This window comes from Variovorax endophyticus, assembly GCF_025376855.1.
Taxonomy (GTDB): domain Bacteria; phylum Pseudomonadota; class Gammaproteobacteria; order Burkholderiales; family Burkholderiaceae_C; genus Variovorax.
Map to the genome: position 1 here is coordinate 1 of NZ_JAHUTH010000049.1, position 24,603 is coordinate 24,603.

The window sequence follows — 24,603 nt, forward strand, 5'->3', positions numbered from 1 at the left end:
TTTTTAAAGAACCGTCAAAACTTTTTTCATCCTCTTCACCATCCAACCCCACAGCAACAACTTTCGTCATCACCGCCGAAGCCAGTCAGCGAAGCCCTCGATTATGCACAGCTTTGGGGGCTTCGGTCAACGAAGTGAGAAAAAATTTTTCTGACCCCGCCGATCGTCCGCCGGAGGCCCCTCGGAACCGGAGCCGCCCGCATCCAGCCCGCCGCCCGCACCGCGCAAAGTCGGCTACTCTCGCTCCTGAAGAAGGGGGCCGAGTGCGAATCGATACTTATGAGAGTGTTCAGCGGCCAGGGCTGTTTCTGAGCACCTGTTCGGGCGTGCATCCCGACACGCTGACACTTCCGACCAGTCCATCCCATGTCTTGCCATTGCGTGAATTCAAGATGAGCTGGGACCCGCTGGAGCCCCTGCCACGGGTCGCCATGCATGCATCCCACATCCTCGAGGAGATTCGCCGCCAGGGCTTCGCGATCCACCTGGCGGATGTTTCATCGCGCAGCGCCTTGTAGGCCCCTGGATATAGACAAAGCGCCCGGCGCCCCCAGCTGTGGGGTCAACGGCTCGCGCGTTGCACCGCCGCGATCGCTGCCGTAGCCTGCGCTTTCCGTGGACCTGCATTCCTTTCACCCTTCCGTCGCCCGCTGGTTCCAGCGAACCTTCCCCGGCCCCACCCCGGCCCAGGCCCAGGCTTGGCCGGCGATCGGTGCCGGGCGCGACACGCTGGTCGCCGCGCCCACGGGTTCGGGCAAGACGCTCACGGCCTTCCTGGCCGCGCTCGACGACCTGGTCCGCCGCGGCCTCGATCCCGCCGGGCTGCCCGACGAGACCGCCGTCGTCTATGTCTCGCCGCTCAAGGCTTTGTCCAACGACATCCGCCTGAACCTCGATGCGCCGCTCGCGGGCATCCGCGCCGAGCTGGCGGCGCTGGGGCTGCCCGATGTCGAGATCCGCACCGCCGTGCGCACCGGCGACACGCCGCAGCGCGAACGCCAGCAGAGCCTGCGCCGGCCGCCGCATGTGCTGGTGACCACGCCCGAATCGCTCTACGTGCTGCTGGGCTCCGCCTCGGGCCGCAGGATGCTTTCGACGGTGCGCAGCGTGATCGTCGATGAGATCCATGCCATCGCCGCGAGCAAGCGCGGCAGCCACCTGGCGCTGTCGCTCGAGCGCCTGCAGGCGCTGTGCGCGACGCGGCCGGTGCGCATCGGTCTCTCGGCCACGCAGAAGCCCATCGACGAGGTGGCGCGCTTCCTGGTCGGCGCGGGCGCCTTGCGCGCCGACGGCACGGCCGATTGCGAGATCGTCGACATCGGCTATGCCAGGCAGCGCGACCTCGCGCTCGAGCTGCCGCCCACGCCGCTCGAGGCCGTGATGTCGGGCGACCAGTGGACGCAGGTGTATGCGCGCGTGGCCGAGCTCGTCTGGCTGCACAAGACCACGCTGGTGTTCGTCAACACGCGCCGCATGGCCGAGCGCGCGGCGCGGCACCTGGGCGACATCCTCGGCAAGGAGGCGGTGGCCGCGCACCACGGCAGCCTGTCGAAGGAGACGCGGCTGGCCGCCGAGCAGCGCTTGAAGCGCGGCGAGCTCAAGGTGCTCGTCGCCACGGCCTCGCTCGAGCTGGGCCTGGACATCGGCGATGTCGACCTCGTGTGCCAGCTCGGCTCGCCGCGCGCCATCGCCACCTTCCTGCAGCGCGCCGGGCGCTCGGGCCATGCGGTGGGCGGCGTGCCGAAGGCGCGGCTCTTCGCGCAGTCGCGCGACGAGCTGGTCGAATGCGCCGCCCTGCTCGACTGCATCCGCCGCGGCGAGCTCGACGCGCTGCGCGTGCTGCCGGCGCCGCTGGACGTGCTGGCGCAGCAGATCGTGGCCGAGACCGCCTGCCGCGAATGGAACGAGGACCAGCTGTTCGCCCTGGTGCGCCGCGCCTGGCCCTATGCCCAGCTGCCGCATGCGCGCTTCATGGAGGTGGTGCGCATGGTGTCGGAAGGCTTCGTCACGCGGCAGGGCCAGCGCGCGGGCTACGTGCACCGCGACGCCGTGCACCACCTGCTGCGCGAACGCAAGGGCGCGCGCATGACCGCGCTGACCTCCGGCGGCACCATCCCCGAGACGGGCGACTACACGGTCGTGCTGGAGCCGCAGGCCGACAAGATCGGCACCGTCAACGAGGACTTCGCCATCGAGAGCCTCGCGGGCGACGTGTTCCAGCTCGGCAATACCAGCTACCGCATCCTCAAGATCGAGCCGGGCCGCGTGCGGGTGGAAGATGCCCAGGGCGCGGCGCCCAACATTCCGTTCTGGCTCGGCGAGGCGCCGGGTCGCAGCGACGAGCTGTCGTTCGGCGTGTCGCGGCTGCGCGAAGAAGTCGCGCAGGCGCTCGCAACGGGCGGCCTCGACGCGGCGATGGCGCTGCTGACGCAAACCATCGGCCTCGACGAGGAAGCCGCGCGCCAGATCGCCGCGCACCTCGCCCAGGCGCGTGCCGTGCTCGGCGACCTGCCGACCCAACACACGCTCGTGATGGAGCGCTTCTTCGATGCCTCGGGCGGCATGCAGCTGGTGATCCATTCGCCCTTCGGCAGCCGGCTCAACCGCGCCTGGGGCCTGGCGCTGCGCAAGCGCTTCTGCCGCACCTTCAACTTCGAGCTGCAGGCCGCGGCGACCGAGGACGCGATCGTGCTGTCGCTCTCCACCAGCCACAGCTTCCCGCTCGACGAGGTGGCGCGCTACCTGCATTCGGCCTCGGCGCTGCACGTGCTGGTGCAGGCGCTGCTCGACGCGCCCCTGTTCGGCGTGCGCTGGCGCTGGAACGCCACCACCGCGCTCGCGCTACCGCGCTTCACCGGCGGGCGCAAGGTGGCGCCGCAGCTGCAGCGCATGCGTTCCGAGGACCTGCTCGCGGCCGTCTTTCCCGACCAGGTCGCATGCGCGGAGAACATCGTCGGCGAGCGCGAGATCCCCGAGCATCCGCTGGTCGCGCAGACGCTCGACGACTGCCTGCACGACGCGATGGATGCCGACGGCTGGCTCGCGCTGCTGCGGCGCATGGAGGCCGGCGCGGTGCGCGTGCTGGCGCGCGATCTGAGCGCGCCCTCGCCGCTCGCGCTCGAGGCCCTGAACGCGCGGCCCTATGCCTTCCTCGACGATGCGCCCCTGGAGGAACGCCGCACGCAGGCCGTGCAGAACCGGCGCTACACCGATCCGCAGAGCGCCGACGACGTCGGCCAGCTCGACGCGCAGGCCATCGCCAGCGTGCGCGAGGAAGCCTGGCCGCAGCCGCGCAGCGTCGACGAGATGCACGAGGCGCTCGGCATGCTCGGCGCCCTGAACGACGACGAGGTGGCCCGGCAGGCGGACTGGAAGAAATGGCTGACGGCCCTCGCCAAGGCCGGCCGCGCGACGCGCCTGCTGCTCGAAGGCAAGGGCCGCACCGCGCGCGGCCTGTGGGTGACGGCCGAGCGGCTGGGCCTGCTGCGTACCGTGGCGCCCGATGCGCCGATGCAGCCCGCCATCGCCGCGCCGGACGACGCCGAGCAACCCGCCGATCGCGACACCGCGCTGCGCGAACTGCTGCGCTCGCGCCTGGGCGGGCTCGGCCCGGTGACCGTCGCGCAGCTCGCCACGCCACTCTTCCTGTCGACCGCCGACGTCGAAGGCGCCCTGCTCGCGCTGCAGACCGAAGGCAGCGTGCTGCAGGGCCGCTTCACGCCCGGCGGCACCGAGCCCGAATGGTGCGAGCGCCATCTGCTGGCACGCATCCACCGCTACACGCTCGGACGCCTGCGCCGCGAGATCGAACCGATCGAGCCGCGCGACTTCGTGCGCTTCCTCTTCGAATGGCAGCACATCGGCGCGGGCTCGCGCGTGAGCGGCCCGGAAGCGCTGTCGGGCATCCTCTCGCAGCTCGAAGGCTATGAAGCGCCCGCGCCGCTGTGGGAGGCCGAGCTGCTGCCCGCGCGCGTGAGCGACTACGCGGGCGCCTGGCTCGACGACCTGTGCACCGCCGGGCGCGTGCTGTGGACGCGGCTGCGGCCGACGGCCACCGAGGGGCGCAAGGGCGCGGGCAGCCTGTCGCTGCGCGCCACGCCGGTGGTGCTGCTGCCGCGCCGCAGTTCGGCGCTGTGGACCACGCTCGCGCCCACGCCTGCCGACGACGACAACCTGGGCTCGCGCGCTTCACGCGTCGCCGCGCACCTGGCCCAGCACGGCGCCTGCTTCTTCGACGAGATCGCGCACGGCACCCGGCTGCTGCCGGTCGAGATCGAGGAGGCGCTGACCGAACTGGTCGCCAAGGGCCGCGCGCGCTGCGACAGCTACGCGGGCCTGCGCGCCCTGCTGGTGCCGGCCGCCAAGCGCGCCTCGGCCGACCTGCGGCGCCGGCGGCGCGCGCCGCTCTTCAGCATCGAGGACGCCGGGCGCTGGACCCTGGTGCGGCCACCCGCCGCCGCCGAAGCGATGGCCGCCAGCTCCGCCGAGGCGATCGAACAGGTGGTGCACGTGCTGCTGCGCCGCTATGGCGTGGTCTGCTGGCGGCTGCTCGAGCGCGAAGCCGCGTGGCTGCCGCCCTGGCGCGAGCTGGTGCGCGTGTGCCGCCGGCTCGAGGCGCGCGGCGAGATCCGTGGCGGCCGCTTCATCGCCGGCGTGTCGGGCGAGCAGTTCGCCTTGCCCGAGGCGGTGGCATCGATGCGGCGCGTGCGCCGCGAGCCGGGCGACGGCGCGCTGATCGCGCTCGCGGCCAGCGACCCGGCCAACCTGCTGGGCACCGTCGTGAACGGTCCCAAGGTGCCGCGGGTCGCGGGCTCGCGCGTGCTGTATTGCGATGGCGTGCCGATCGCCACCAGCGTGGCGGGAGAAGTCAGCCTGCTGGTCGAACTCGATGCCGCGCGGGCGCAGTCGGCGCGGCGTGCGCTCTCGCTCGAGCCCTCGCTGCGCAGCCACGAACTCGCCGCGCAACCTCAGGCTTGAGTCCGCGCTACGACGTCAGCTGGCCTCGGCCCCGTGCCCGCCGCCGCGCGTCACCACCTCGACCGACTGCACGCCTTCCAGCGCCTCGAGCCGCTGCACGAAATTGCCGATGTCGGCCGACGACACGCGCACCAGCTGCACCGTGATGTCGTCGAGCTCGCCGCCCGGCCGCACCGCGACCAGGAAGCGCCGCAGCCGCGCGGGCTGCAGGTCGAGGCCCTGCTCGAGCGACTCCGGGCTCACCGCGCCGTGCTTTGCGACCACGCGCAGCCGGCAGCTCTGGCTGCGCGCGCGGTAGGCCTCTTCCAGCGGCTTGATGCCGGCGAGGATCACCAGGATGATCACGGTCGAAGCGGCCGCCGGAAAGTACAGCCCGCCGCCGACCGCGAGCCCGATCGCGGCCACGGTCCAGATGCTCGCGGCGGTCGTGAGACCGCGCACGATCTCCCCGCGCGCGAGGATCGCGCCGGCGCCGAGGAAGCCGATGCCCGACACCACCTGCGCGGCCGCGCGCGAAGGATCGAGCACCACGTGCTCGCCCCGCAGGCTGTCCGCGAAGCCGTAGGCCGACACCAGCATGAAGAGGCAGGCACCCACGCTCACCAGCATGTGCGTGCGGATGCCCGCGGCCCACAGCAATCGCTCGCGCTCCAGGCCGACCAGGCTGCCGAGCGCGGCAGCGACGAACAGGCGCAGCAGCGTCTCGCCATGGGAAAGAAGGACGTTGCCGTGCAGCATGGACAGGCTCGGCGTCATTCGGTGAAGTTGTCCTTGATCAGGTCCACCACATCCGACGAACGCCCGCCGAGCACCGCCTTGGCGGAATACAGCATCGTGCCCGCGACCTGGCTGAATTCCACCTTCGGCGGCATCACCAGCTCCGTGCGGTTGACCTTCACGTCGAGCAGCGCCGGCCCGGGATGCGCGAGGCAGGCGCGCACGGCATCGGGCAGCTGCTCGGCGCGCTCCACCTTCTGCCCGTAGAAGCCGATCACCTCCGCCAGCCGCGCGAAGTCGGGGTTCAGCAGGTCGGTGTAGTTGTCGAGCAGCCCCTCGACCTTCTGCTCGAGCTCCACGAAGTTCAGGCTCGCGTTGTTGTAGACCACGACCTTGATCGGCAGCTTCTCCTGCACGGCCGTCATCAGGTCGCCCAGCAGCATCGCGATGCCGCCGTCGCCCGACAGCGAGATCACCTGCCGGCCGGGAAAGGCCTTCTGCGCGCCCAGCGCCTGCGGCATGGCGTTGGCCATGGTCCCGTGCAGCAGGCTCACGAGCGTGCGGCGGCGGCCGTTCATCGTGAGGTGGCGCAGCGACCACACCATCGGGCTGCCGCCATCGGCGGTGAAGATGGCGTCGTCGGCCGCCAGCTCGTCGATCACCCGCGTGAGGTGCTGCGGATGGATCAGCCCCGCCTTGCCGGGCCGTTCGTCGCTGCGCAGCGTCTCCAGCGAAGCCTTGCGGTGGCGCAGGCACTCGTCGAGAAAACTCCGGTCGGCACGCTCCTCGAGCAGAGGGATCAGCGCCTCGATCGTGTGCGCGATGTCGCCCACCAGCCCCAGTGCCACCGGATGGCGGCGTCCAAGGTGGCTGCCGTCGACGTCGATCTGCAGGATGGTCGCCCTGGCCGGATAGAACTGGCTCCAGGCGAAGTCGGCGCCCAGCAGCAGCAGCGTGTCGCACTCCTGCAGCGCGCGGTAGCCCGACTCCACGCCGAAGATGCCGGTCATGCCCATGTTGAAGGGGTTGTCGTACTCCACGAAATCCTTGGCGCGCGAGGTGTGGGCGATCGGCGCCTTCAGGCACTGGCCGAGCGCCAGCAGCATCTCGTGCGCGCCCTCGCAACCATGGCCCGCATAGATCGCGATCTTCCTTCCCTTGCCCAGCAAGGCCGCCAGCTGCGCGAGCTCGGCATCGTTGGGCCGGATCACGGGCGCGGCGCGGTGCACCGAGAAGCCGAGTCCTTCCTTCACCTCCGCCTGCGCGATGTCGCTCGGCAGGATGACGACGGCCACGCCGCGGCGCGACAACGCCGCCTGGGCCGCGAGCGCCACCACGCGCTGCGCCTGCTCGGCCGATTGCACCTGCTCGCAGAAGACGCTGCAACCGGCATAGAGCGACTTGAAGTCGACCTCCTGCGGAAACTCCATGCCGAGTTCGGCCGTCACGATCTGGCTCGCGATCAGCACCACCGGCGCGCGGTTGCGGTTCGCCTCGAAGACGCCGTTGATGAAGTGCAGGCCGCCCGGCCCGCACGAGCCCGCGCACACCGTGAGCTCGCCCGTCAGGTACGACTCCGCGCCGGCGGCGAAGGCGGCCGCTTCCTCGTGGCGCACATGCACCCATTCGATCTCGCTGCGGCGGATCGCGTCCGTGACGTGGTTCAAGGTGTCGCCGACGATGCCATAGCAACGCCTGGCTCCCGCCTTCTGCAGGGTTTCGATGACGAGTTCGGCGACTTTCCTGTGGGCCATGCGGGCGCTTCCTTTGCGACAAAGAAGGCACGCTACGCGCGCGCCGCGCGCGGGCCGTGGGCGCGCATCGGTAGTCCCGGTAGGATTTTTCCCCGCGCCCTACCCCATCCCTGCCGCGCTTCTCTCGAGGGGGCGAAGCAGCTCGTCATAGCCGTCGAGCGAGGGAAAGGCCAAGATCTCGCGCCGCGACAGCGCATCGATCTCCCGGCCGAGTTGCTCGAGCATCGCGCCGCGCTCGGCCTGCGTCACATAGGGCACGTGGTAGGCCACGAAAGGCTTGAACACCTCGTAGCCCACATAGCCGAGCGAGCCCTGCAGCAAGGGCCGAAGCATCAGTTCAATCGATCCGTGGATGCCGGTGTCGCCGAACATGTGGCTGCGTCCGCCCAGCGAGGTGACGACCAGCGCGCGCCTGCCCGCCATGGGCGCGCGGTCGTAGATGCGCTTGCCGCCGTAGAAGAGCCCCGACAGGAACACGCGGTCGATCCAGCCCTTCAAGATGGCCGGCACCGAGAACCAGAACACGGGGAACACCAGCACCAGCAGCTCGGCCTGCCTGACGGCCTCGACCTCCGCGAGGATGTCGGGGGCCAGGGCCCGGCGCTGCCATCCATGGCGCTGCTCGAGCGAATAGACCAGGTAGTCGGGCTTCTCGCGCTCGACGAAGTCGGCCGCGCTCGCCACCGGGTTGAAGCCCATGGCGTGGAGATCCGAGAGCCCGACCTGCCAGCCGCCGGCGGTCAGCCGCTCGGACACCCGGTCGCGCATCGCCGCGACGAAGGACTTCGGTTCGGGATGGGCATACACGATGTGCGCCTTGCGCGGTGTCGGTGCTGTCATGGCTGGATTCATCCGGTCGGCTGCAAGGCGCGGCGCTCGGCCACGCTCGTGTTGATCAGTTCGATCTCCTCGTCGATGCGTGCATGCACCTCGTCGGCCGGGACCAGCAGCGACTTGATGCGGCGGCAGGTCTTCGGGTCCTTGGCCGCCAAGGCGCGGGCCCGGTGCTGCAGGCAGGTCGCGAGTTCATGCGCGGGTGCCAATTCGGAGACCAGCCCCCATTCGCAGGCCTGCTGCCCGGTGAAGGCTTCGCCGCCCAGCAGCAAGCGCCTCGCCCTGTGCGCGCCGATTGCGCGCGCCAACAGAAGGGAGCTCCCGGCCTCGGGCGCGATGCCCAGGTCGACGAACGGCAGCTTCATGACCGCGTCGGGTGTCGCGACCACCCAGTCCGCGTGCAGCAGCATCGTCACGCCAATGCCGGCGGCCGAGCCGTGCACGCCGATGAGCAGCGGCTTGCGCACGTCGGCCAATGCATGAAGGAAGCGCGGCACCGGGTCTCCCGCGCCCTGCGGCCAGCTGTCGAAGGCGCTCAGGTCGTGGCCCGCGCAGAAATTGGGCCCGAGGCCGGACAGGGTGATCGCCCGTACGGCGTCGTTGGACTGCGCCAGCCCCAGGCTCTCGGCCAGGGCGCTGAACATGGTCATCGTGAGCGCATTGCGCTTGGACGCGCGATGGATCTGGATGCGCCACGCGCCGTCGTCCAGCGTCGAGAGGATGCCTTCCGCCGCGCGCACGGCGCTGCGGCTGTGTCGGTCCGTCGTTTGCGAAGCGTTTGTCACCAGCCGTACTCCAGGTACTTGCCGTAGCCGTCCGCCATCGTCCCCGGCGGCAGCGGCTTGCCGGTGATGGACTCGAAGAGTTCGGCCTGGCGCGCCCGCGCCGCCGCGACCGCGCGCTTCTTCACATGGCCGTAGCCGCGAATCTGCTGCGGCAACCGCGCGAGTTCCAGGCACTCCGATGCATGGCTGCCCAGGTGCGCGACCACGGCGCCGATCGCGGCGCGGTACTCCTCGACGAGCGCGCGCTCGGTGCGGCGCTCGTGTGTGTAGCCGAAGATGTCGAAGGGCGTGCCGCGCAGCACCTTGCCGTGCCGCAGCACGCGAAAGGCCCGGCCCATCCAGGCGCCGTAGGCCGTCTTCTGAAGCTCGCCCTTGTCGTTCTTTTTGGCGAGCAGGGGCGGTGCGAGGTGGTATTGCAGCTGGATCTCTCCGTCGAACTGACGGCGGATCGAATCCATGAATTCCGGATCGGAATGAAGGCGCGCGACCTCGTACTCATCCTTGTAGGCCATGAGCTTGAAAAGGTTCTGCGCCACTGCAACCACAAAACTTTGACGGTGCGTCTCGTCGGCGCACTGGCTGTCGACGAGTTGGACGAAGGCGGCGAACCGGCGCGCATACGCCAGCCCCTGATAGGCCACCAGCCGCTCGGACAGGCGCGCGACGGTGTCCTCGGGCGTGCGGTTGACGCGCGGCAGCCACTGGACCGTGCTCGCGGGCTTCATCGCGGCGAGCACGCGCGGCGCGTCGTGCGCCCACCAGCGGCCGAGCCGGAACGCCTGCTTGTTCTTCTCGACCTGCTGCCCGTTGAGTTCGATCGCGCGTTCGAGCGCCTGCGACGACAGCGGAATCCATCCCTTCTGCCAGGCGAAGCCGAGCATGACGAGGTTGGCGTAGATGGCGTCGCCGAGCGCCCAGGTGGCCGCCTCCTGCGCCTTGAGCCACTGCACGTCCGCGCCGCAGGCTTTTTCCAGCGCCGCCTTCAGCGCCTGCGTCGGCAGCTTCCAGTCCGCGTTCTTCACGAACTCCGAGGTCGGCGCCACGTCGAGGTTCACCACCGCGCGGGTGCGGCCCTCGCGCAGGCGGGCGAGGCTGTCGGGATGCGCGCTCACGACGAGGTCGCAGCCGATCAGCACGTCCGCCTGCGCCGACGCGATCCGCGACGACAGGATCGCCGACTGCGTGGGCGCGAGCTGCACGTGGCTCCACACCGCCCCACCCTTCTGCGCGAGCCCCGCCATGTCGAGCACGCTGCAGCCGCGGTGGCTCAGGTGGGCCGCCATGCCGATCAGGCTGCCGATGGTCACCACGCCGGTTCCGCCGACGCCGTTGACGAGGATGCCGCAGGTGCCGTCGAGTTCGGGCACCACCGGCTCCGGCGGCGGCTCCCAGGCGAGCACGTCGCTCCTGGACGGGCTCGAGCGAAGCTTGCCGCCTTTCACCGCCACGAAGCTCGGGCAGAAGCCCTGGGCGCAGGAGAAGTCCTTGTTGCAGGACGACTGATTGATCCTGCGCTTGCGCCCCAGCTCCGTCTCCAGCGGCTCCACCGACAGGCAGTTGCTCTTGACCGAACAGTCGCCGCAGCCCTCGCACACCTCGGGATTGATGACGTAGCGGATGGCCGGGTCGGGATAGCTGCCGCGCTTGCGGCGCCTGCGCTTCTCGCTCGCGCAGGTCTGGTCGTAGATCAGCACCGACACGCCCTCGAAGGCGGCGAGTTGGCGCTGCACGCGGTCGAGTTCGCCGCGCTCGTGCACCGTCGTGCCGGCGGCGAAGCGCGTGCCCGCGTCGCGGTACTTCCCGATGTCGTCGCTGACGACCGCGATGCGGCGCACGCCCTCGGCGGCGACCTGCTCGGAAATGCGCGAGACGGTGAGCTGGCCTTCCACCGGCTGTCCGCCCGTCATGGCCACCGCGTCGTTGAACAGCACCTTGTAGGTCACGCAGGCATCGGCCGCCACCGCCTGCCGGATCGCCAGCGAGCCCGAGTGGAAGTACGTGCCGTCGCCGAGGTTCACGAAGATGTGCCTGCGCGTCGAGAACAGGCGCTGCGCGATCCACGGCACGCCCTCGGCGCCCATGTGGGTGTAGGCCTTGGTGTCGCGGTCCATCCAGTTCGCCATGTAGTGGCAGCCGATGCCGGCCATGGCGCGCGATCCTTCGGGCACCACGGTGGAGGTGTTGTGCGGGCAGCCCGAGCAGAAGTAGGGCTTGCGCACCGCGGCCGGCGCCGACGGTGCGCCATGCGCCGCGGCGCGCGGGTCGGCCTCGAAGGCATTGACCGGAAGGCCCAGGCGTTCGGCGATCGCGGCGGCGATCTCCGGCGGCGTGAGCTCGTAGTCGCTGCGCAGCAGGCGTTCGTCGGCGCCCACGCTCCATTCCCCGCCGATGCCACCGCGGCTCTTGCCCGAGATGCGGATGGCCTTGCGGCCCTCGACGGCGTCCGCATAGAGCTCGTCCTTGAGCTGCTGCTCGATCAGCGGGCGCTTCTCCTCGACCACGAGCAGCTCATCGAGACCGTTCGCGAACTCGCGCACGATCTCCGGCTCCAGCGGCCAGACCATGCCGAGCTTGAGCACCGCCACGCCGCGCTCGGCGGCCTGCGCGTCGGTCCACCCCAGCAGGCGCAGGGCTTCGCGCACGTCGTTGTAGCTCTTGCCCGCGCACACGATGCCGAGTCTCGACGAGGCCGTCTTGAGCGCGATCGTGTTGAGCCCGTTGGCGCGGCAGTAGGCGAGCGCGGCGGGCAGCTTGTGCCGCACGATGCGCGGCTCCTGCTCGGCCCAGACGTCGGGCCAGCGGATGTGCAGGTCCTGCGATGGCGCTTCGCCCGCGTCCGGCAGCTTCACCATCACCCGTTGCGGGTCCACGTCGGCGACGGCCGTGGTCTCCACCACGTCCGACACGCATTTCATGCCCACCCACAGGCCGCTGTGGCGGCTCATCGCCCAGCCATGCACGCCGAGGTCGAGGTACTCCTGCACGCTGCTGGGATACAGCACCGGGATGAACGCCGCCACCAGCGCCTGCTCGCTCTGGTGGCCGAAGGTCGAGGACTTGGCCGTGTGGTCGTCGGCCGCCAGCACCAGCACGCCGCCGAGCCGCGAGGTGCCGGCGCCGTTGCCGTGCTTGAGCGCGTCGCCGCTGCGGTCGACGCCGGGCCCCTTGCCGTACCACAGGGCGAAGACGCCATCGACCCTGGCCTCCTCGGGAAACAGCGCGAGCTGTTGCGAACCCCAGCAGGCCGTGGCGGCCAGGTCCTCGTTGATCGCCGGCTGGAACCGGATGTCGCGCGCCTCGAGCCGGGCCTGCGCGCCCCACAGCGCCTGGTCGAGCCCCGACAGCGGCGAGCCGCGGTAGCCGCTGACGAAGCCGCCCGTACGCAACCCCGCGCGGCGATCCCGCTCCCCCTGGTTCAGCAGCAGGCGGACCAGCGCCTGAGTGCCGCTCAGGTAGGCCACGCCGCTGCCGCCGTCGTACTTGTCGTCGAGGGAAACCGAGCGCAATGCGCGCTGGATCTCCGGGTCACCGTGTCCCATCGTGGTCTCCGCACCTTAAATTTGAGTGTCACTCAACTATACATGTGTAATTCCAAGGTTGGCAACAGGCACGCCAATGTCAGCCGCGCACGCACGGCTTGAGCCTGACTCATTTTTTGGAGGACGACGGATGTACGGCCGGCCGGCCCGGCCAACGCGCTAGGAGGCGTCTTCTGCCGGACCCGCGTCGCGCTCGAGCCGGCGCACCGCCGCGAGCACATCGGACTGGAAGCGGCGGGCGGCGCGCGCCGGCGCTGGCTCGAGCGAGAACGCCGCCATCAGCATCGCGCTCAGCTGCGAGGCGGTCGATGCGATGGAGGGCTTGGTGCCGGTGGTCACGTAGTCCCACAGCACGTGTTCCATCGAGCCGTACACCATGTCGCGCATCAGGCGCAGCGGCACGTCGCCGCGCACCTCGCCGAGTTCGCGCGCCTCGCTCAACGCCGCCATGAAGGGCGAGGTGTAGCGCCGCTTGAGTTCGGCGATGAGCCCGGAGAACTCGGCATCGACCATCCGCCCCTCGCCGAGGACCAGCGCGCACAGCCCGATGCCGTCGCCCATCAGATGGGTCAGGTGCCGCTGGATCACGAAGCGCAGCCTGGCCTCGAATCCGGCGATCGCCGGCACCTGCTCCTCGAGCTCGATGCTGATCTCGTCGTACCAGCGGCCCACCACGTCGATGCACAGGCGCCGCTTGCTTTCGAAGTAGGTGAAGAGCGTCGCCTCCGACACCCCCGCGCGCTGGGCGATCTCCGAGGTCGTCGAGCGCTCGAAACCGCGCTCGGCGAAGACCTCGCGCGCCGCCGCCAGCAGGCTCGCCTGGGTGCGCTCGGATTTTTCGCCCCGGGGGGCGCGACGCGGCGTGGCGGCTTTGGTGACGGACATGTCTGCGGGGGTTTCGAGAGAGCTGGACTGGCCGCCATTATGGAAGTGAACCCGCGGCCGCCCCTGGCAGGCAGCCTCAGCCGACAGGACTTTCCCCAAGGCCGCAACCGCGCCACGCCCATGCATACTCCCGCGCCGCTCCATATCTTTCTGAAAACAAAGGACCCCATGTCAGGACACGGATTCCACGTGCACGGCCCGCACGACCACGAACTCGAACACGCCGCGTCCGGCGGCCATGGCCACGGCGATGCGGCCGAGGGCGCCGGCATGAGCGTCACGGGAAAGATCGCCGTCTGCACCGCGGCCATCGCCACCATCGGCGCGATCTTCGCGTACATGGGCGGCGCCACGCAGGCCAATGCCGGGCTCTACAAGAACAACGCGGCCATCAAGAAGACCGAGGCCTCGAACCAGTGGAATTACTTCCAGTCGAAGAGCACCAAGCAGGCGCTGGCCGAGTTCGCGCGCGACACCGCCACCGATGACGCCCGGCGCCAGGGCTGGCAGGTGAAGGTGACGCGCTACGAGCAGGAGAAGGGCGAGATCCAGGCCGCGGCCAAGAAGCTCGAGGAAGAGTCCGTCCGCTGGGACACGGCCTCCGAGGAACAGATGCACCAGCACCACCGCTGGGCGCAGGCCACCACGGTGCTGCAGGTGTCGATCGCTCTCGCGGCCATCGCGCTGCTGACGCGCAGGAAGTGGCTGGAGCGCGCCATGTACGGCGTAGCGCTCGCCGGCATCTCGATCGGCGCGCTCGCGGCGCTGCACGTCTAGGGCGTGTTCACCAGCACCAATGCGAACAGCTCGTTGCGGTGGTGGATGCCCAGGCGATCGAAGGCACGGTCCCTGAAGGTCTTGACCGTGCCGGCGGAAATGCCGAGATCGCTGGCGATGCCTTCGTAGGTCCAGCCCTTGAGCATGCGCTCGCAGACCTCGCGCTCCCTGCGCGTGAGCCCCGACAGCCGGGCATCGAAGGATTGCTCGCGTGCACCGGCGAGGTCGAGGTGGCGCTGCACGCAGGAGGTCAGGATCGGCGCGCCCATGCCGACCCACTCGATCTCCTCGTCCGTGAAGAGCGGCAGGCTCTCGTGCCGGTAGAGGTTGATCGCCAGCAGGCCATCGTCCTGGTCCTTGCAGACCACCGAGAGCCGCTCGCGCAGGCCGTGCCGCGTGTAGATGCGCTCGCGATGCGGGGCCGGAATCTCCTTCGCGTGCCAGTGCACGAGCGTGCAGCGGGCCTGGCCGATCTGCTCGCGCGCCGCGAGAAAGGTCTGGTCCTGCCGATACAGCGAAGAGCGGTACACGGCCCACGATTCCGCGGTGCCGTCGGGCGCGCGGTAGCTGCCCGACGCGGGCATGCGCGGCGGCGCATGGTCCGACAGCCGGAACACCGACAGCCATGAGACCGGCAGCCAGCGGTTGAGCTGCGCCAGCGCGTCGTTGGCGAAGCCGTGGCCGCCGATGCAGGCGATCAGTCCCGCCATGGCATCCACGGCGCGTCCGTCCGCGCTGGTGGCGAGCGCGGGCGTGGCGGACGAAAGAGGGATAAGCTGCATGGACACAACCGATGGGATGCCCGGAGCCTATCGGCGCGGCGCCTTCGGGCCGCACCGGGTTTCCCCCTCAGGGCGCGCCCTGTCTACATCGCGGGGGACAGACGAAAAGTCCCCCATCGCGACACTGGCGGCCAAAGGAATCCCCATGACGCTCTCACGCCGCGCCCTGCTCGCCGCCTCCCTGGTGCCCACCCTCGCGCAGTGGCCCCTCGCCGCCCGCGCACAGGCCTATCCCGACCGCCCGATCCGCCTGGCCGTGGGCTATGCGCCCGGCACGGCGCCCGACGTGCTGGCGCGGCTGTTCGCGATCCGGCTGTCGGAGCTGCTCAAGCAGCAGGTGGTGGTCGACAACAAGCCCGGCGCCGGCGGGCAGATCGCGGCACTGACGGTCGCCAAGGCCGTGCCCGACGGCTACACGCTGCTGCTCGGCGAGGTCGGCTCGATCTCGATCGCACCGGCCGCCTTCGGCAAGCTCGGCTACGCGCCGAGCCGCGAGCTCACCGGCATCAGCGAGGTCGCGCGCGTCGACTTCCTGCTGGCCGTGCCCGCGAACTCGCCGCACAGGACGGTGGCGGACTTGGTCAAGGCGGCGCGCGCGCAGACCGGCCGGCTCAACTTCGGCACCTTCGGCGCCGGCACCTCGGGCCACTTCGGCGCCGAGCTGTTCGGCGAGGCGGCCGGCTTCCAGGTCGAGCCGGTCCACTACCGGACCACCGGCGACGCGGTCACGGCCATCCTTTCGGGCGACGTCGCGGCCGCCTTCGTCTCCACGGCGCTCGGCAACGCGCAGATCAAGGGCGGCAAGATGCGCGCGCTCGCCACCACCGCGCCGCGGCGCTCGCCGCTGCTGCCCGAGGTGCCGACCATGGCGGAGTCGGGCTATCCGAAGATCGACATCTCCTCCTGGTTCGCGCTCATGGCGCCCCAGGGCACGCCGCCGGCCATCCTCGACCTGCTCGGTGCAGAGTCCGTGAAGGCCGTCCAGCCCGAGGACGCGCGCGCCAAGCTGGTGGAAGCCGGCTTCAGCATCGTCGGCGCGGGCCGCACCGACACCGACCGCATGCTGCGCGAGGAAGCGGCACGCTGGGCCGCGGTCGTGAAGGCCTCCGGATTCCGCGGCGACTGACAACCAGGAGGCGGGCGCCGACCGCGCCCCATCGACCCATGCAACACCACCGTATCCGCGACGCGGAGGACCTCGCGCGCATCGAAGCGCGGCCCTACGCCTCCTTCATGGCCCACGACCACGTCTACGACGCGCTGTGCGAGGTCGCCGCCCGGCACCCCACGCGCATCGCGCTGAGCTACCTGCCCGATGCCGATCCCGAAACGCCGCCGCGGCACTGGCGCTACGCCGACCTGCTCGCCGACATCCGCCGCGCCGCGAATCTCTTCGCCAGCCTCGTGCCCGGCGAGACGCCGCGCGTCGCGATGCTGCTGCCGGCCATTCCGCAGGCCTGGCTGACGCTGCTGGGCGCCGAGACCGCGGGCATCGTCTGCCCGATCAACTACCTGCTCGACGCCGCGCACCTGGCCGAACTCGTGCGGGCCTCGGGCGCGAACATCCTGGTGGCGCTGGGCCCGCATCCCGAGCTCGACATCTGGTCGCGTGCCGCGACGCTGGCCGACGCCTGCCCCGCGCTGCGCCAGGTGCTCGCCGTCGGCGGGGCGCCGGGCGCGATCGACTTCGACACGGCCCTGTCGCGGATGGCGCCGGATGCGGCGCTTCCAGCACGATCTACCGACGGACTGGCCGCCCTCTTCCACACCGGCGGCACGACCGGCGCGCCCAAGCTCGCGCAGCACACGCAGCGCAACCAGCTGCATGCCGCCTGGAGCGCGGCCCAGCTGTATGCGATGCGCGAGGACGACACGATCCTCAACGGCTTCCCGCTGTTCCATGTCGCCGGCTCCTTCGTCTACGGGCTCTCGGCGCTGCTGAGCGGTGCGCGCATCGTGCTGCCGACCCTGCTCGGGCTGCGCAACACGGCACTGGTGCGGCGCTACTGGAGCGTCGTGCGGCAGCACGACGTGAGCCTGCTGGCCGCGGTGCCGACAGTGATCGCGACGCTGCTCGGGCTCGAGGCCGAACCCGCGGACCATGCCCGCGTGCGCACCCTGCTCACCGGCGGCTCGCCGCTGCCCAACGAACTGGCCAATGCCTTCGAGCAGAAGTTCGGCATCCCGGTGCGCAACATCCTCGGCATGACCGAGTGCGCGGGCGTGGTCAGCATCGAACCCTTTCTCGCGCCGCGCGTGCACGGCTCCTGCGGCATTCCACTGCCCTTCACCGAGGTCAAGGCCGTCGCGCACGACGGCCGCGACTGCGCGCCGGGCGAGAGCGGCGTGCTGCGCCTGCGCGGCCCCAACGTGGGCCCCGGCTACACGGAAGCGCACCGCAACGCCGGCACCTTCGAGGATGGCTGGCTGATCACCGGCGACATCGGCCATGTCGATGCGCAGCGCCGCGTGTTCGTGACCGGGCGCGCCAAGGACCTGATCATCCGCAGCAGCCACAACATCGACCCGCAGGTGATCGAGGCGGCGCTGCTCCAGCATCCCGAGGTCGAGCTGGCCGCGGCCGTGGGCGAGCCCGACGAGTACGCGGGCGAACTGCCGGTGGCCTACGTGTCGCTGCGGCCGGGATCGCGGGTCGACGCCGAGGCGCTCTCGGCCTTCGCCAATGCGCGCATTCCGGAACGGCCCGCGTTCCCCAAGCGCATCGAGGTCCTCGCGGCGATCCCGCTGACCGCCGTCGGCAAGGTCTACAAGCCGCGGCTGCGGGCCCTGGCCTGCGAGCATGCCTTGACGCAGCGCCTGCGCGACGCCGGCCTGCTCGATGGCGTGGCGGTCGCGGTGGAAGACAGCGCGCGCGGGTTGAATGCGCGCTTTCGCCGACGCGCCGCGGCGGATGCCGCACCCGACGCCGAGCGTCTGCACGCGCTCATGCGCACCTTCGCGATCCCTTACGAGATCGACGATCGCGCCGGAGGCGGCGCATGAGCCCGCCGGTGCGCCTCGACATCGACGGCGCGATCGCCACCATCACGCTCGACGCGCCCGCCACGCACCATGCGCTGACGCCGCGCATGCTGTGCCTGCTCGCGGATGCCGTGATGCGCTTCGCGGCCGACGACGCCTTGCGCGTGGCCATCGTCACGGCGACCGGCGAGCGCGCCTTCTGCGCCGGCGGCGACCTGTCGCGCACCCTGCCGCTGATGAGCGGAGCCCGCGCGCCAGAGGACGAGTGGGACCGACGCCTGCTGTCCGACCCGCGAGTGCTCGCGGCCTCGGGCCTGCGCGACTTCGAACTCGACAAGCCCGTGATCGCCGCCATCAACGGCGTGTGCATGGCCGCGGGCTTCGAGCTGATGCTCGGCACGGACCTGCGCATCGCGGCGGAGCACGCCCGCTTCGCCCTGCCCGAGGCCACGCGCGCGCTGATTCCCTTCGCGGGCTCGATGGTGCGGCTGCCGCGGCAGTTGCCGTGGCCGCTGGCCATGGAACTGATGCTGATCGGCGAACCCATCGACGCAGCGCGGGCCCGCGAGATCGGCCTGGTCAACCGCGTGGTGCCGGGTCCGGCGCTGATGACCGAGGCACGCGCGCTGGCCGAACGCATCGCAGGCAACGGGCCGCTCGCGCTGCGGGCGATCAAGCGCACCGCGCGCGCCGCCAGCGGGCTGTCGCTCGCCGAAGGCTTCGCGCTCGAGAACCAGGCCAAGGCCACGGTGTTCGCCAGCGAGGACGCGCGCGAAGGGCCGCGTGCCTTCATGGAGAAGCGCCCGCCGGTCTATCGCGGGCGATGAGGCGACAGGAATTTCCAACACGGACGCAGGAGACGACGAGATGAAAAAGAGCTACACCCCCGCGACCCAGATTTCGAAGCGAAGGATCTCGCTCGCGGTCTCGGTCATCGCGCTCGCGGTGCAGGCCGGATGCGGTGGCGGCGGCGGAGGCGGCGGATTCGCCCCGGTGGCTTCGGGCCTCGCTCCCGCGCCCGCGCCGGCCTCCAATACGCCCGCGCCGCCTCCCGCACCCGCTCTGAGCGCGGCCGAGGCCTGCGCCGCCTTGAACGGGCTCGGCATCCCCGCCACCGACATCGCGTTGCCGACCTCGGGCGCCGTGGTCTCCAGCACCACGCTCGTGGCGCCCGCGGGCAGTGGATCGACCGCGGTCGGCGAGTACTGCCGCGTCACCGGATCGATCGCACCGGTCGACGCCAGCGCTCCTCCGATCCAGTTCGACCTGGCCCTGCCGACCGCCTGGAACCGCAAGGCCATGCAGCTCACGGGCGGCGGCTACGACGGCAGCGTGATCGCGGGCAACGGCAACGCACCCGGTGCCTCGGGCCTCGCCACGCCGCTGGCGCGCGGCTATGCCGCCTTCGGCAGCGATTCGGGACACAGCGGCAGTGCCGCCGAGGCCAGCTTCGCGCTCAACGACGAGGCGCTCGAGAACTACTTCGGCGACCAGCTGCGCAAGACGCGCGACGTCGCGGTGAAACTGATCGCGCGGCGCTACGGCGCGGCGCCCGTGCGCACCTATGCGGCCGGCGGCTCCGGCGGCGGCCGCGAGGCGCTCTACGTCGCGGACCGCTGGCCCGCGCTCTACGACGGTGTCATCGCCTACTTTCCCGCCTGGTCGCTGACGGGCATGCTGACCAACTACGCGATCACCTCGAAGGCGCTCGCCGCGCCCGGCGCCTGGTCGAACCCGGCCAAGCAGCAGCTGCTGACCCGCTCGGTGGTCGCGGCCTGCGATGCGCTCGATGGCGCGACGGACGGCGTGATCGCCAAGGTCTCGGCCTGCGCCTTCGATCCCGCGACTCTCGCCTGCCCGGGCGCCGCCGACAGCGGCGACGGCTGCCTGTCGACGGCCCAGATCGGGGGCTTCCGTGCCTATGCCACGCCGCTGAAGCTGCCCTACCTGCTGGCCAACGGCACCGACGGCTATGCCGCGCTCAACATCTTCGACGGCGGCGTCATTCCCGCGATGGGCAGCAGCGCACCGGCCACGCCCTCGCGCTTCGACATGGCGTTCGCGACCTACATCGGCGAGTCCTTCGTGAAGTACATGGTCTACCGCGATGCCAGCTACGACCCCTTCCTCTTCGCCGTCGACGCGAACGGCTATGTCCAGCAGCGGCTGCGCTACATCTCGTCGCGGCTGGACGTCAACCCCGATCTGAGCGCGTTCGCGAACAAGGGCGGCAAGGTGCTGATCGTGCACGGCATGGCCGATCCACTCATTCCCGCGGGCTCGTCCGAGGAGTTCCATCGGCGCGCCGTCGCGGCGATGGGCAGCGCGCGGGTCGACGCCTTCCTCAAGTACTACGAGGTGCCCGGCTACGGGCACGGCGGCGGCGCCTACGACGTGCGCTTCGACTCGGTCGATGCGCTCGAACGCTGGGTCGAGCAGGGCCTCGCGCCCTCCAATCCCACGGTGGCGGACGCCAACGCCGGCAACAACGGCCGCACCCGTCCGCTGTGCGAGTACCCGGCCTGGCCGCGCTACAACGGGACGGGCGACGTCGATCTCGCCAGCAGCTTCACTTGCGTGCGCTGACGTCCCACGGCGCCCTCACCCGCGGCGCTGCGGCCCCCGCATCAGCTTCCCGGGCAGCGCCCCCGTGCGCTCCCCGTTCTCCATGATGGTCTGCCCCGCCTTCAGCGTCGCGCGATAGCCCTCGGCGGTCTGCACCAATCGCCGTCCGCCGGCCGGCAGGTCGAAGGCGACATGGGGCGGCGGGATGCGCAGCCGGTCGAAATCGATGATGTTGATGTCGGCCAGGTAGCCCGGCCGCAGCAGGCCGCGGTCCTCCAGGCCGTAGATGCGCGCGGTGTCGCGCGTCTGCCGCTGCACCATCAGCTCGAGCGGCAGCGTGGGTCCGCGGCTGCGGTCGCGCGCCCAGTGGGTGAGCATGTAGGTCGGCATGCTGACGTCGCAGATGTAGCCGCAGTGCGCGCCGCCATCGGCCAGGCTCATCATCGTGCGCGGATGCTGCAGCTCGGCATGCAGCTGGCTCAGGTCGTTGTAGGCGTAGTTGAAGCTCGGGAAGTAGACGATGCCCTTGCCGTCGAGGTCCATCAGCATGTCGTAGACCACCTCCAGCGGTGTGCGTCCCTCGCGCTGCGCGATCGCGGCCACGCTGCGTTCCTGCGGCGGCTCGTAGTCGGGCTCGGCGCCCAGCGCATACATCTTGTGGAAGCTCTGCGTCAGGTAGGCCATGCGGCTGTCGTGCCGGGCCGCGCCGGCCAGCGCGTCCATGTCGGTCAGCTGCGCGCGCACCGCCGGGTCGCGCAGGCGCGCGAGCTTCTCGTCCCAGGGCAGCGGCGCGATCTGCTGCCACAGCGGATGCGCCATGAACGGATGGGTGGAACCGAGCCAGGCCATCAGGATGCCCGCGGGCCGGCCCGCCACGGCGCCATAGAGCGGCACGTTCTGCCGGTGGGTCTCGTCGAGCGCGGCCAGCAGGCGCTTCCAGGTGTCGGGCGTCTGGTCGGTCTGCACCAGCGCGAAGGCCACCGGCAGGTTGTTCTCGCGCGCGAGCTGCGTCATCCACGGCAGCTCGGTCTCCATCTGGTAGTGGTTCGACGTCATCTGGAAGACGCCGTGGCCGACCTCGCCGAGCACGCGCGCGATGCCGAGGATCTCGTCGGGCGAGGCGAAGGTGCCCGGCGGGTACTTGCGACCCTGGTACTTGTGGATGATGGTGCGGCTGGTCGAGAAGCCCAGCGCGCCGGCCCGCATGCCCTCGCGCACCAGTTGCACCATGGCCTGGATGTCGGCGGGCGTGGCCTCGTCGTGCGTGATGCCGCGCTCGCCCATCACGTAGGTGCGCAGCGCCGAGTGCGGAATCTGCGCGCCGACGTCGAGCGCGCGCGGCATGCGCTCGAGCGCGTCGAGGTACTCGGGGAAGCTCTCCCACTGCCAGTCGATGCCCTCGGCCAGCACGGTGCCCGGAATGTCCTCCACGCCCTCCATCACGCTGATGAGCCACTCGCGCCTGTCGCGGTGCACCGGCGCGAAGCCGACGCCGCAGTTGCCCATCACGACACTGGTCACGCCATGGTCGGTGGAAGGACTGAGATAGGGGTCCCAGGTCACCTGGCCGTCGTAGTGCGTGTGCACGTCGACCCAGCCGGGCGTGACGATGGCGCCGTGCGCATCGATCTCGCGATGCGCGGCACCGAGCCTGCCGCCGACCTCGGCGATGCGCCCGCCGACGATGCCGATGTCGCCCGTGAAGCGCGGGTCTCCGCTGCCGTCGACCAGCGTGCCGCCGCGGATGATGGTGTCGAACATTCCGATGTCTCCTGCGCTCAGTCGAGCTTGATGTTGGCGGCCTTGATGACCTCGCCCCAGCGCTCGCTGTCGTTCTTCACGATGGCGGCGAAGGCGGGGCCCGAGGCGCCCGATGGTTCGTTGCCCTGCGTCTCGATCAGCTTGAGCATCTCGGGCGAGCGCGCGATCTTCGCGAGCAGGTCGCCGATCCTCTTCGCGACGGCGGGGTCCATGTGGCCGGGCCCGAAGATGCCCTGCCAGCCCACGATGTCCAGGCCCTTCACGCCCTGCTCGGCGATGGTCGGCATGTCGGGCAGCACCGGCACGCGCGCCGGCGTGGCCGTGCCGAGGCCGATGGCCTTGCCGGCCTTGATCAGTTGCACCGCCGTGGCGGTGCCGTCGAAGTACAGCTGCACCTCGCCCGCGACCAGCGCGCGCGAGGCATCGGCCGTGCCCTTGTAGGGCACGTGCGTCATCTTCGTGCCGGTGCGCATCTGCAGCAGTTCGCCATTCAGGTGCGAGGTCGAGCCCTGCGAGAACGAGGCGTAGTTGAGCTTGCCCGGGTTCGCCCTGGCATAGGCCACGAGTTCGCCGATGTTCCTGAACGGCGCATCGGGCGGCGCGATCAGCACCGTGGCCGACTTCACCATCTGCGCCAGCGGCGTGAAGTCCCTGACCGGGTCGTAGGGCAGCTTCGAATACAGGTGCGGGTTCTGCGTGTGCGTGATGACGATGGTGTAGAGCAGCGTGTGGCCGTCGGCGGGAGCGCGCGCCACCTCCTGCGCGCCGATGAAGGTGCCGGCGCCGGGCTTGTTGTCGACGATCACGGGCGCGCCACCGAGCTCATCGGTCATCAGCTTGGCGATCACCCGGGCCGTGACGTCGGAGCCCGAGCCCGCGGGGAAGGGCACGACGATGCGGATCGGCTTGCCGGGAACGGGCCAGGCGGCGGGCTGCGCCAGCGCGACCGGTGCCGCCGTGCAGGCGGCGGCGAGCGCGGCGGCAGCGAGCAGCGCGCGGCGAAGCGTTGGGATCGGATGCATCGGACTGTCTCCATTCGTGGGCCCGCCAGCGCGTTCCAGGCGGTTGGTGCAAGCGCTTGCACGAAGCATAGGAGCAATCGAATCCAGGCGACCCCGGGGTTAGCACCTAGGCATGCATGCGCTTGCACGGGGCGGCTAACATGCGCTGTCCATCGCCCGCTCATGACCGCCACCCGCTCCCCTTCCACCCCACGGGCGCCCGCCGCCCGCGCCGCCTCGCTGGCCGATGTCGCGGCGCTCGCGGACGTGTCGACCGGCACCGTGTCGCGCGTGCTGAGCCGGCCGGACATGATCAGCGAGCCGACCCGGCTGCGCGTGATGGCGGCGGTCGAGCAGCTCGGCTATGTGGCCAACGGCACCGCGCGCGCGCTCGCGATGCGCCGCACGATGACGGTCGGCGCGATCGTGCCGCGCTTCGGCAGCTCGTCGTTCCCGGCGCTGATCCAGGCGCTCGAAACGACGCTGGCCGCCGGCGGCTACACGCTGCTGCTGTCCGCGCCCGAGCCGCGGGCCACCGGCGACACGGCCATCCTGCGCACGCTGCTCGAGCGCGGCGTCGACGCGGTGGCGCTGCTCGGTGCCGAGCAGCCGCCGCAGGTGCTCGCCATGCTCGGCGCGAGCCACACGCCCTTCGTGTGCATGTGGGCGCCGCCCGATGCCACCGGCAGCAGCATCGGCTTCGACGAGCAGGCCGCCGCCGTGCTGGTCGTCGAGCACCTGCGCGCGCTCGGCCATCGCAGCCTCGGCTACATCGGCGGGCGCACCGCGGACAGCGAGCGCGCCCGGCGCCGGCTGCGCGACCTCAAGCTCGCGATGGCCGAGCGCTCGCTCGCGCTGCACGGCGATGCCGTGGTCGAGACCGAGCACGGCTTTCGCGAAGGCTTCGAAGCCATGCAGGCCATCGCGCGCCGCGAGCCCCCGGTCAGCGCCATCGTCTGCGGCAGCGACTACCTCGCGGCCGGCGCGCTGGCCGCGCTCGACCAGGCCGGCATCGAGGTGCCGCGCCGGCTGTCGGTCGCGAGCTTCAACGACAACGACTTCGCGCCCTACCTGCATCCGCCGCTGACCACCGTGCACCTGCCGATCCGCGAGATCGGCGAGCAGGCGGGACGGCAGTTGCTGGCGCGGCTGGGCGCGGGTTCGGCCGCGGCGCCCGTCGCCTTGCCGGTGCGGCTGATGGAGCGCGCGAGCACGGGCCCGGTGCCGCGCTGACACGGCGCGAG

17 protein-coding genes are annotated in these 24,603 nt (G+C 70.8%); 8 read left to right on the forward strand and 9 right to left on the reverse strand.

Going from position 1 to position 24,603, the window contains the following annotated elements; genetic code table 11:
• Nucleotides 1-518 (forward strand): hypothetical protein (locus KV106_RS37910; RefSeq protein WP_261217312.1); only part of this gene is annotated, 518 nt, incomplete at its 5' end.
• Between the two features lie 97 nt (nt 519-615).
• Nucleotides 616-4,977 carry a DEAD/DEAH box helicase gene (locus KV106_RS37915; RefSeq protein ID WP_261217314.1) on the forward strand — a complete coding sequence of 1,454 codons (4,362 nt, stop codon included), beginning with the start codon at nt 616-618 and terminating at the stop codon, nt 4,975-4,977.
• A gap of 15 nt (nt 4,978-4,992) precedes the next feature.
• On the opposite strand, the gene KV106_RS37920 is transcribed toward KV106_RS37915, so the two are convergent.
• The 6 genes from KV106_RS37920 to KV106_RS37945 form a co-directional block, all read right to left on the reverse strand.
• Nucleotides 4,993-5,715, reverse strand: coding sequence for an MgtC/SapB family protein (locus KV106_RS37920; protein ID WP_409976599.1), 723 nt, complete (start codon nt 5,713-5,715; stop codon nt 4,993-4,995).
• Between the two features lie 14 nt (nt 5,716-5,729).
• Complete coding sequence (locus KV106_RS37925) at nt 5,730-7,448, reverse strand: thiamine pyrophosphate-dependent enzyme (protein WP_261217318.1); 1,719 nt, start codon at nt 7,446-7,448, stop codon at nt 5,730-5,732.
• Nucleotides 7,449-7,547: 99 nt separating this feature from the next.
• On the reverse strand, nt 7,548-8,288 hold the full coding sequence (locus tag KV106_RS37930; RefSeq protein ID WP_261217320.1) for an NAD(P)H-dependent oxidoreductase: 741 nt from the start codon (nt 8,286-8,288) through the stop codon (nt 7,548-7,550).
• An 8-nt stretch (nt 8,289-8,296) separates the two neighbouring features.
• Nucleotides 8,297-9,067, reverse strand: coding sequence for an enoyl-CoA hydratase-related protein (locus KV106_RS37935; protein WP_261217323.1), 771 nt, complete (start codon nt 9,065-9,067; stop codon nt 8,297-8,299).
• Nucleotides 9,064-12,606: an indolepyruvate ferredoxin oxidoreductase family protein gene (locus KV106_RS37940; protein ID WP_261217324.1), complete on the reverse strand. Its 3,543-nt coding sequence runs from the start codon at nt 12,604-12,606 to the stop codon at nt 9,064-9,066. The genes KV106_RS37935 and KV106_RS37940 overlap by 4 nt, the downstream gene beginning before the upstream one ends.
• Before the next feature lie 159 nt (nt 12,607-12,765).
• Entirely contained in the window at nt 12,766-13,491 is a 726-nt protein-coding gene (locus KV106_RS37945) for a TetR/AcrR family transcriptional regulator (protein WP_261217325.1), read from the reverse strand.
• A gap of 168 nt (nt 13,492-13,659) precedes the next feature.
• Here KV106_RS37945 and KV106_RS37950 point away from each other — a divergent pair, with 168 nt between their 5' ends.
• Nucleotides 13,660-14,268, forward strand: coding sequence for a DUF4337 domain-containing protein (locus KV106_RS37950; RefSeq protein WP_261217326.1), 609 nt, complete (start codon nt 13,660-13,662; stop codon nt 14,266-14,268).
• On the opposite strand, the gene KV106_RS37955 is transcribed toward KV106_RS37950, so the two are convergent.
• Nucleotides 14,265-15,050: a helix-turn-helix transcriptional regulator gene (locus KV106_RS37955; RefSeq protein WP_261217328.1), complete on the reverse strand. Its 786-nt coding sequence runs from the start codon at nt 15,048-15,050 to the stop codon at nt 14,265-14,267. The two genes, KV106_RS37950 and KV106_RS37955, sit on opposite strands and share 4 nt — an antisense overlap.
• Before the next feature lie 145 nt (nt 15,051-15,195).
• On the opposite strand from KV106_RS37955, the gene KV106_RS37960 reads away from it, so the two are divergent.
• From KV106_RS37960 to KV106_RS37975, 4 genes are read left to right on the forward strand one after another with little or no spacing between them, the layout of a single operon-like run.
• Nucleotides 15,196-16,176: a Bug family tripartite tricarboxylate transporter substrate binding protein gene (locus KV106_RS37960; RefSeq protein ID WP_261217331.1), complete on the forward strand. Its 981-nt coding sequence runs from the start codon at nt 15,196-15,198 to the stop codon at nt 16,174-16,176.
• Between the two features lie 38 nt (nt 16,177-16,214).
• Nucleotides 16,215-18,053: an AMP-binding protein gene (locus KV106_RS37965; protein WP_261217333.1), complete on the forward strand. Its 1,839-nt coding sequence runs from the start codon at nt 16,215-16,217 to the stop codon at nt 18,051-18,053.
• Nucleotides 18,050-18,859 (forward strand): enoyl-CoA hydratase/isomerase family protein, encoded by an 810-nt coding sequence (locus tag KV106_RS37970; protein ID WP_261217335.1) that lies wholly within the window; start codon nt 18,050-18,052, stop codon nt 18,857-18,859. The genes KV106_RS37965 and KV106_RS37970 overlap by 4 nt, the downstream gene beginning before the upstream one ends.
• Before the next feature lie 40 nt (nt 18,860-18,899).
• Entirely contained in the window at nt 18,900-20,618 is a 1,719-nt protein-coding gene (locus tag KV106_RS37975) for a tannase/feruloyl esterase family alpha/beta hydrolase (RefSeq protein WP_261217336.1), read from the forward strand.
• Nucleotides 20,619-20,633: 15 nt separating this feature from the next.
• Here the strand turns inward: KV106_RS37975 and KV106_RS37980 are convergent, their stop codons facing one another.
• Together KV106_RS37980 and KV106_RS37985 are read right to left on the reverse strand one after the other, a co-directional pair.
• Nucleotides 20,634-22,358 carry an N-acyl-D-amino-acid deacylase family protein gene (locus tag KV106_RS37980; protein WP_261217340.1) on the reverse strand — a complete coding sequence of 575 codons (1,725 nt, stop codon included), beginning with the start codon at nt 22,356-22,358 and terminating at the stop codon, nt 20,634-20,636.
• Nucleotides 22,359-22,375: 17 nt separating this feature from the next.
• The gene (locus KV106_RS37985; RefSeq protein WP_057596975.1) at nt 22,376-23,380 is read right to left on the reverse strand and encodes a Bug family tripartite tricarboxylate transporter substrate binding protein; all 1,005 of its coding nucleotides are present in this window, start codon (nt 23,378-23,380) and stop codon (nt 22,376-22,378) included.
• A gap of 162 nt (nt 23,381-23,542) precedes the next feature.
• On the opposite strand from KV106_RS37985, the gene KV106_RS37990 reads away from it, so the two are divergent.
• Nucleotides 23,543-24,592, forward strand: coding sequence for a LacI family DNA-binding transcriptional regulator (locus KV106_RS37990; protein ID WP_261217341.1), 1,050 nt, complete (start codon nt 23,543-23,545; stop codon nt 24,590-24,592).
• Nucleotides 24,593-24,603: the final 11 nt, after the last annotated feature.

What these genes read in the sequence shown, in the direction of transcription:
- KV106_RS37920 (WP_409976599.1), bottom strand. Translation starts at nt 5,715, where the DNA reads ATGCTGCACGGCAACGTCCTTCTTTCCCATGGCGAGACGCTGCTGCGC.
- KV106_RS37925 (WP_261217318.1), bottom strand. Translation starts at nt 7,448, where the DNA reads ATGGCCCACAGGAAAGTCGCCGAACTCGTCATCGAAACCCTGCAGAAG.
- KV106_RS37930 (WP_261217320.1), bottom strand. Translation starts at nt 8,288, where the DNA reads ATGACAGCACCGACACCGCGCAAGGCGCACATCGTGTATGCCCATCCC.
- KV106_RS37940 (WP_261217324.1), bottom strand. Translation starts at nt 12,606, where the DNA reads ATGGGACACGGTGACCCGGAGATCCAGCGCGCATTGCGCTCGGTTTCC.
- KV106_RS37945 (WP_261217325.1), bottom strand. Translation starts at nt 13,491, where the DNA reads ATGTCCGTCACCAAAGCCGCCACGCCGCGTCGCGCCCCCCGGGGCGAA.
- KV106_RS37950 (WP_261217326.1), top strand. Translation starts at nt 13,660, where the DNA reads ATGTCAGGACACGGATTCCACGTGCACGGCCCGCACGACCACGAACTC.
- KV106_RS37955 (WP_261217328.1), bottom strand. Translation starts at nt 15,050, where the DNA reads ATGCAGCTTATCCCTCTTTCGTCCGCCACGCCCGCGCTCGCCACCAGC.
- KV106_RS37960 (WP_261217331.1), top strand. Translation starts at nt 15,196, where the DNA reads ATGACGCTCTCACGCCGCGCCCTGCTCGCCGCCTCCCTGGTGCCCACC.
- KV106_RS37965 (WP_261217333.1), top strand. Translation starts at nt 16,215, where the DNA reads ATGCAACACCACCGTATCCGCGACGCGGAGGACCTCGCGCGCATCGAA.
- KV106_RS37970 (WP_261217335.1), top strand. Translation starts at nt 18,050, where the DNA reads ATGAGCCCGCCGGTGCGCCTCGACATCGACGGCGCGATCGCCACCATC.
- KV106_RS37975 (WP_261217336.1), top strand. Translation starts at nt 18,900, where the DNA reads ATGAAAAAGAGCTACACCCCCGCGACCCAGATTTCGAAGCGAAGGATC.
- KV106_RS37980 (WP_261217340.1), bottom strand. Translation starts at nt 22,358, where the DNA reads ATGTTCGACACCATCATCCGCGGCGGCACGCTGGTCGACGGCAGCGGA.
- KV106_RS37985 (WP_057596975.1), bottom strand. Translation starts at nt 23,380, where the DNA reads ATGCATCCGATCCCAACGCTTCGCCGCGCGCTGCTCGCTGCCGCCGCG.
- KV106_RS37990 (WP_261217341.1), top strand. Translation starts at nt 23,543, where the DNA reads ATGACCGCCACCCGCTCCCCTTCCACCCCACGGGCGCCCGCCGCCCGC.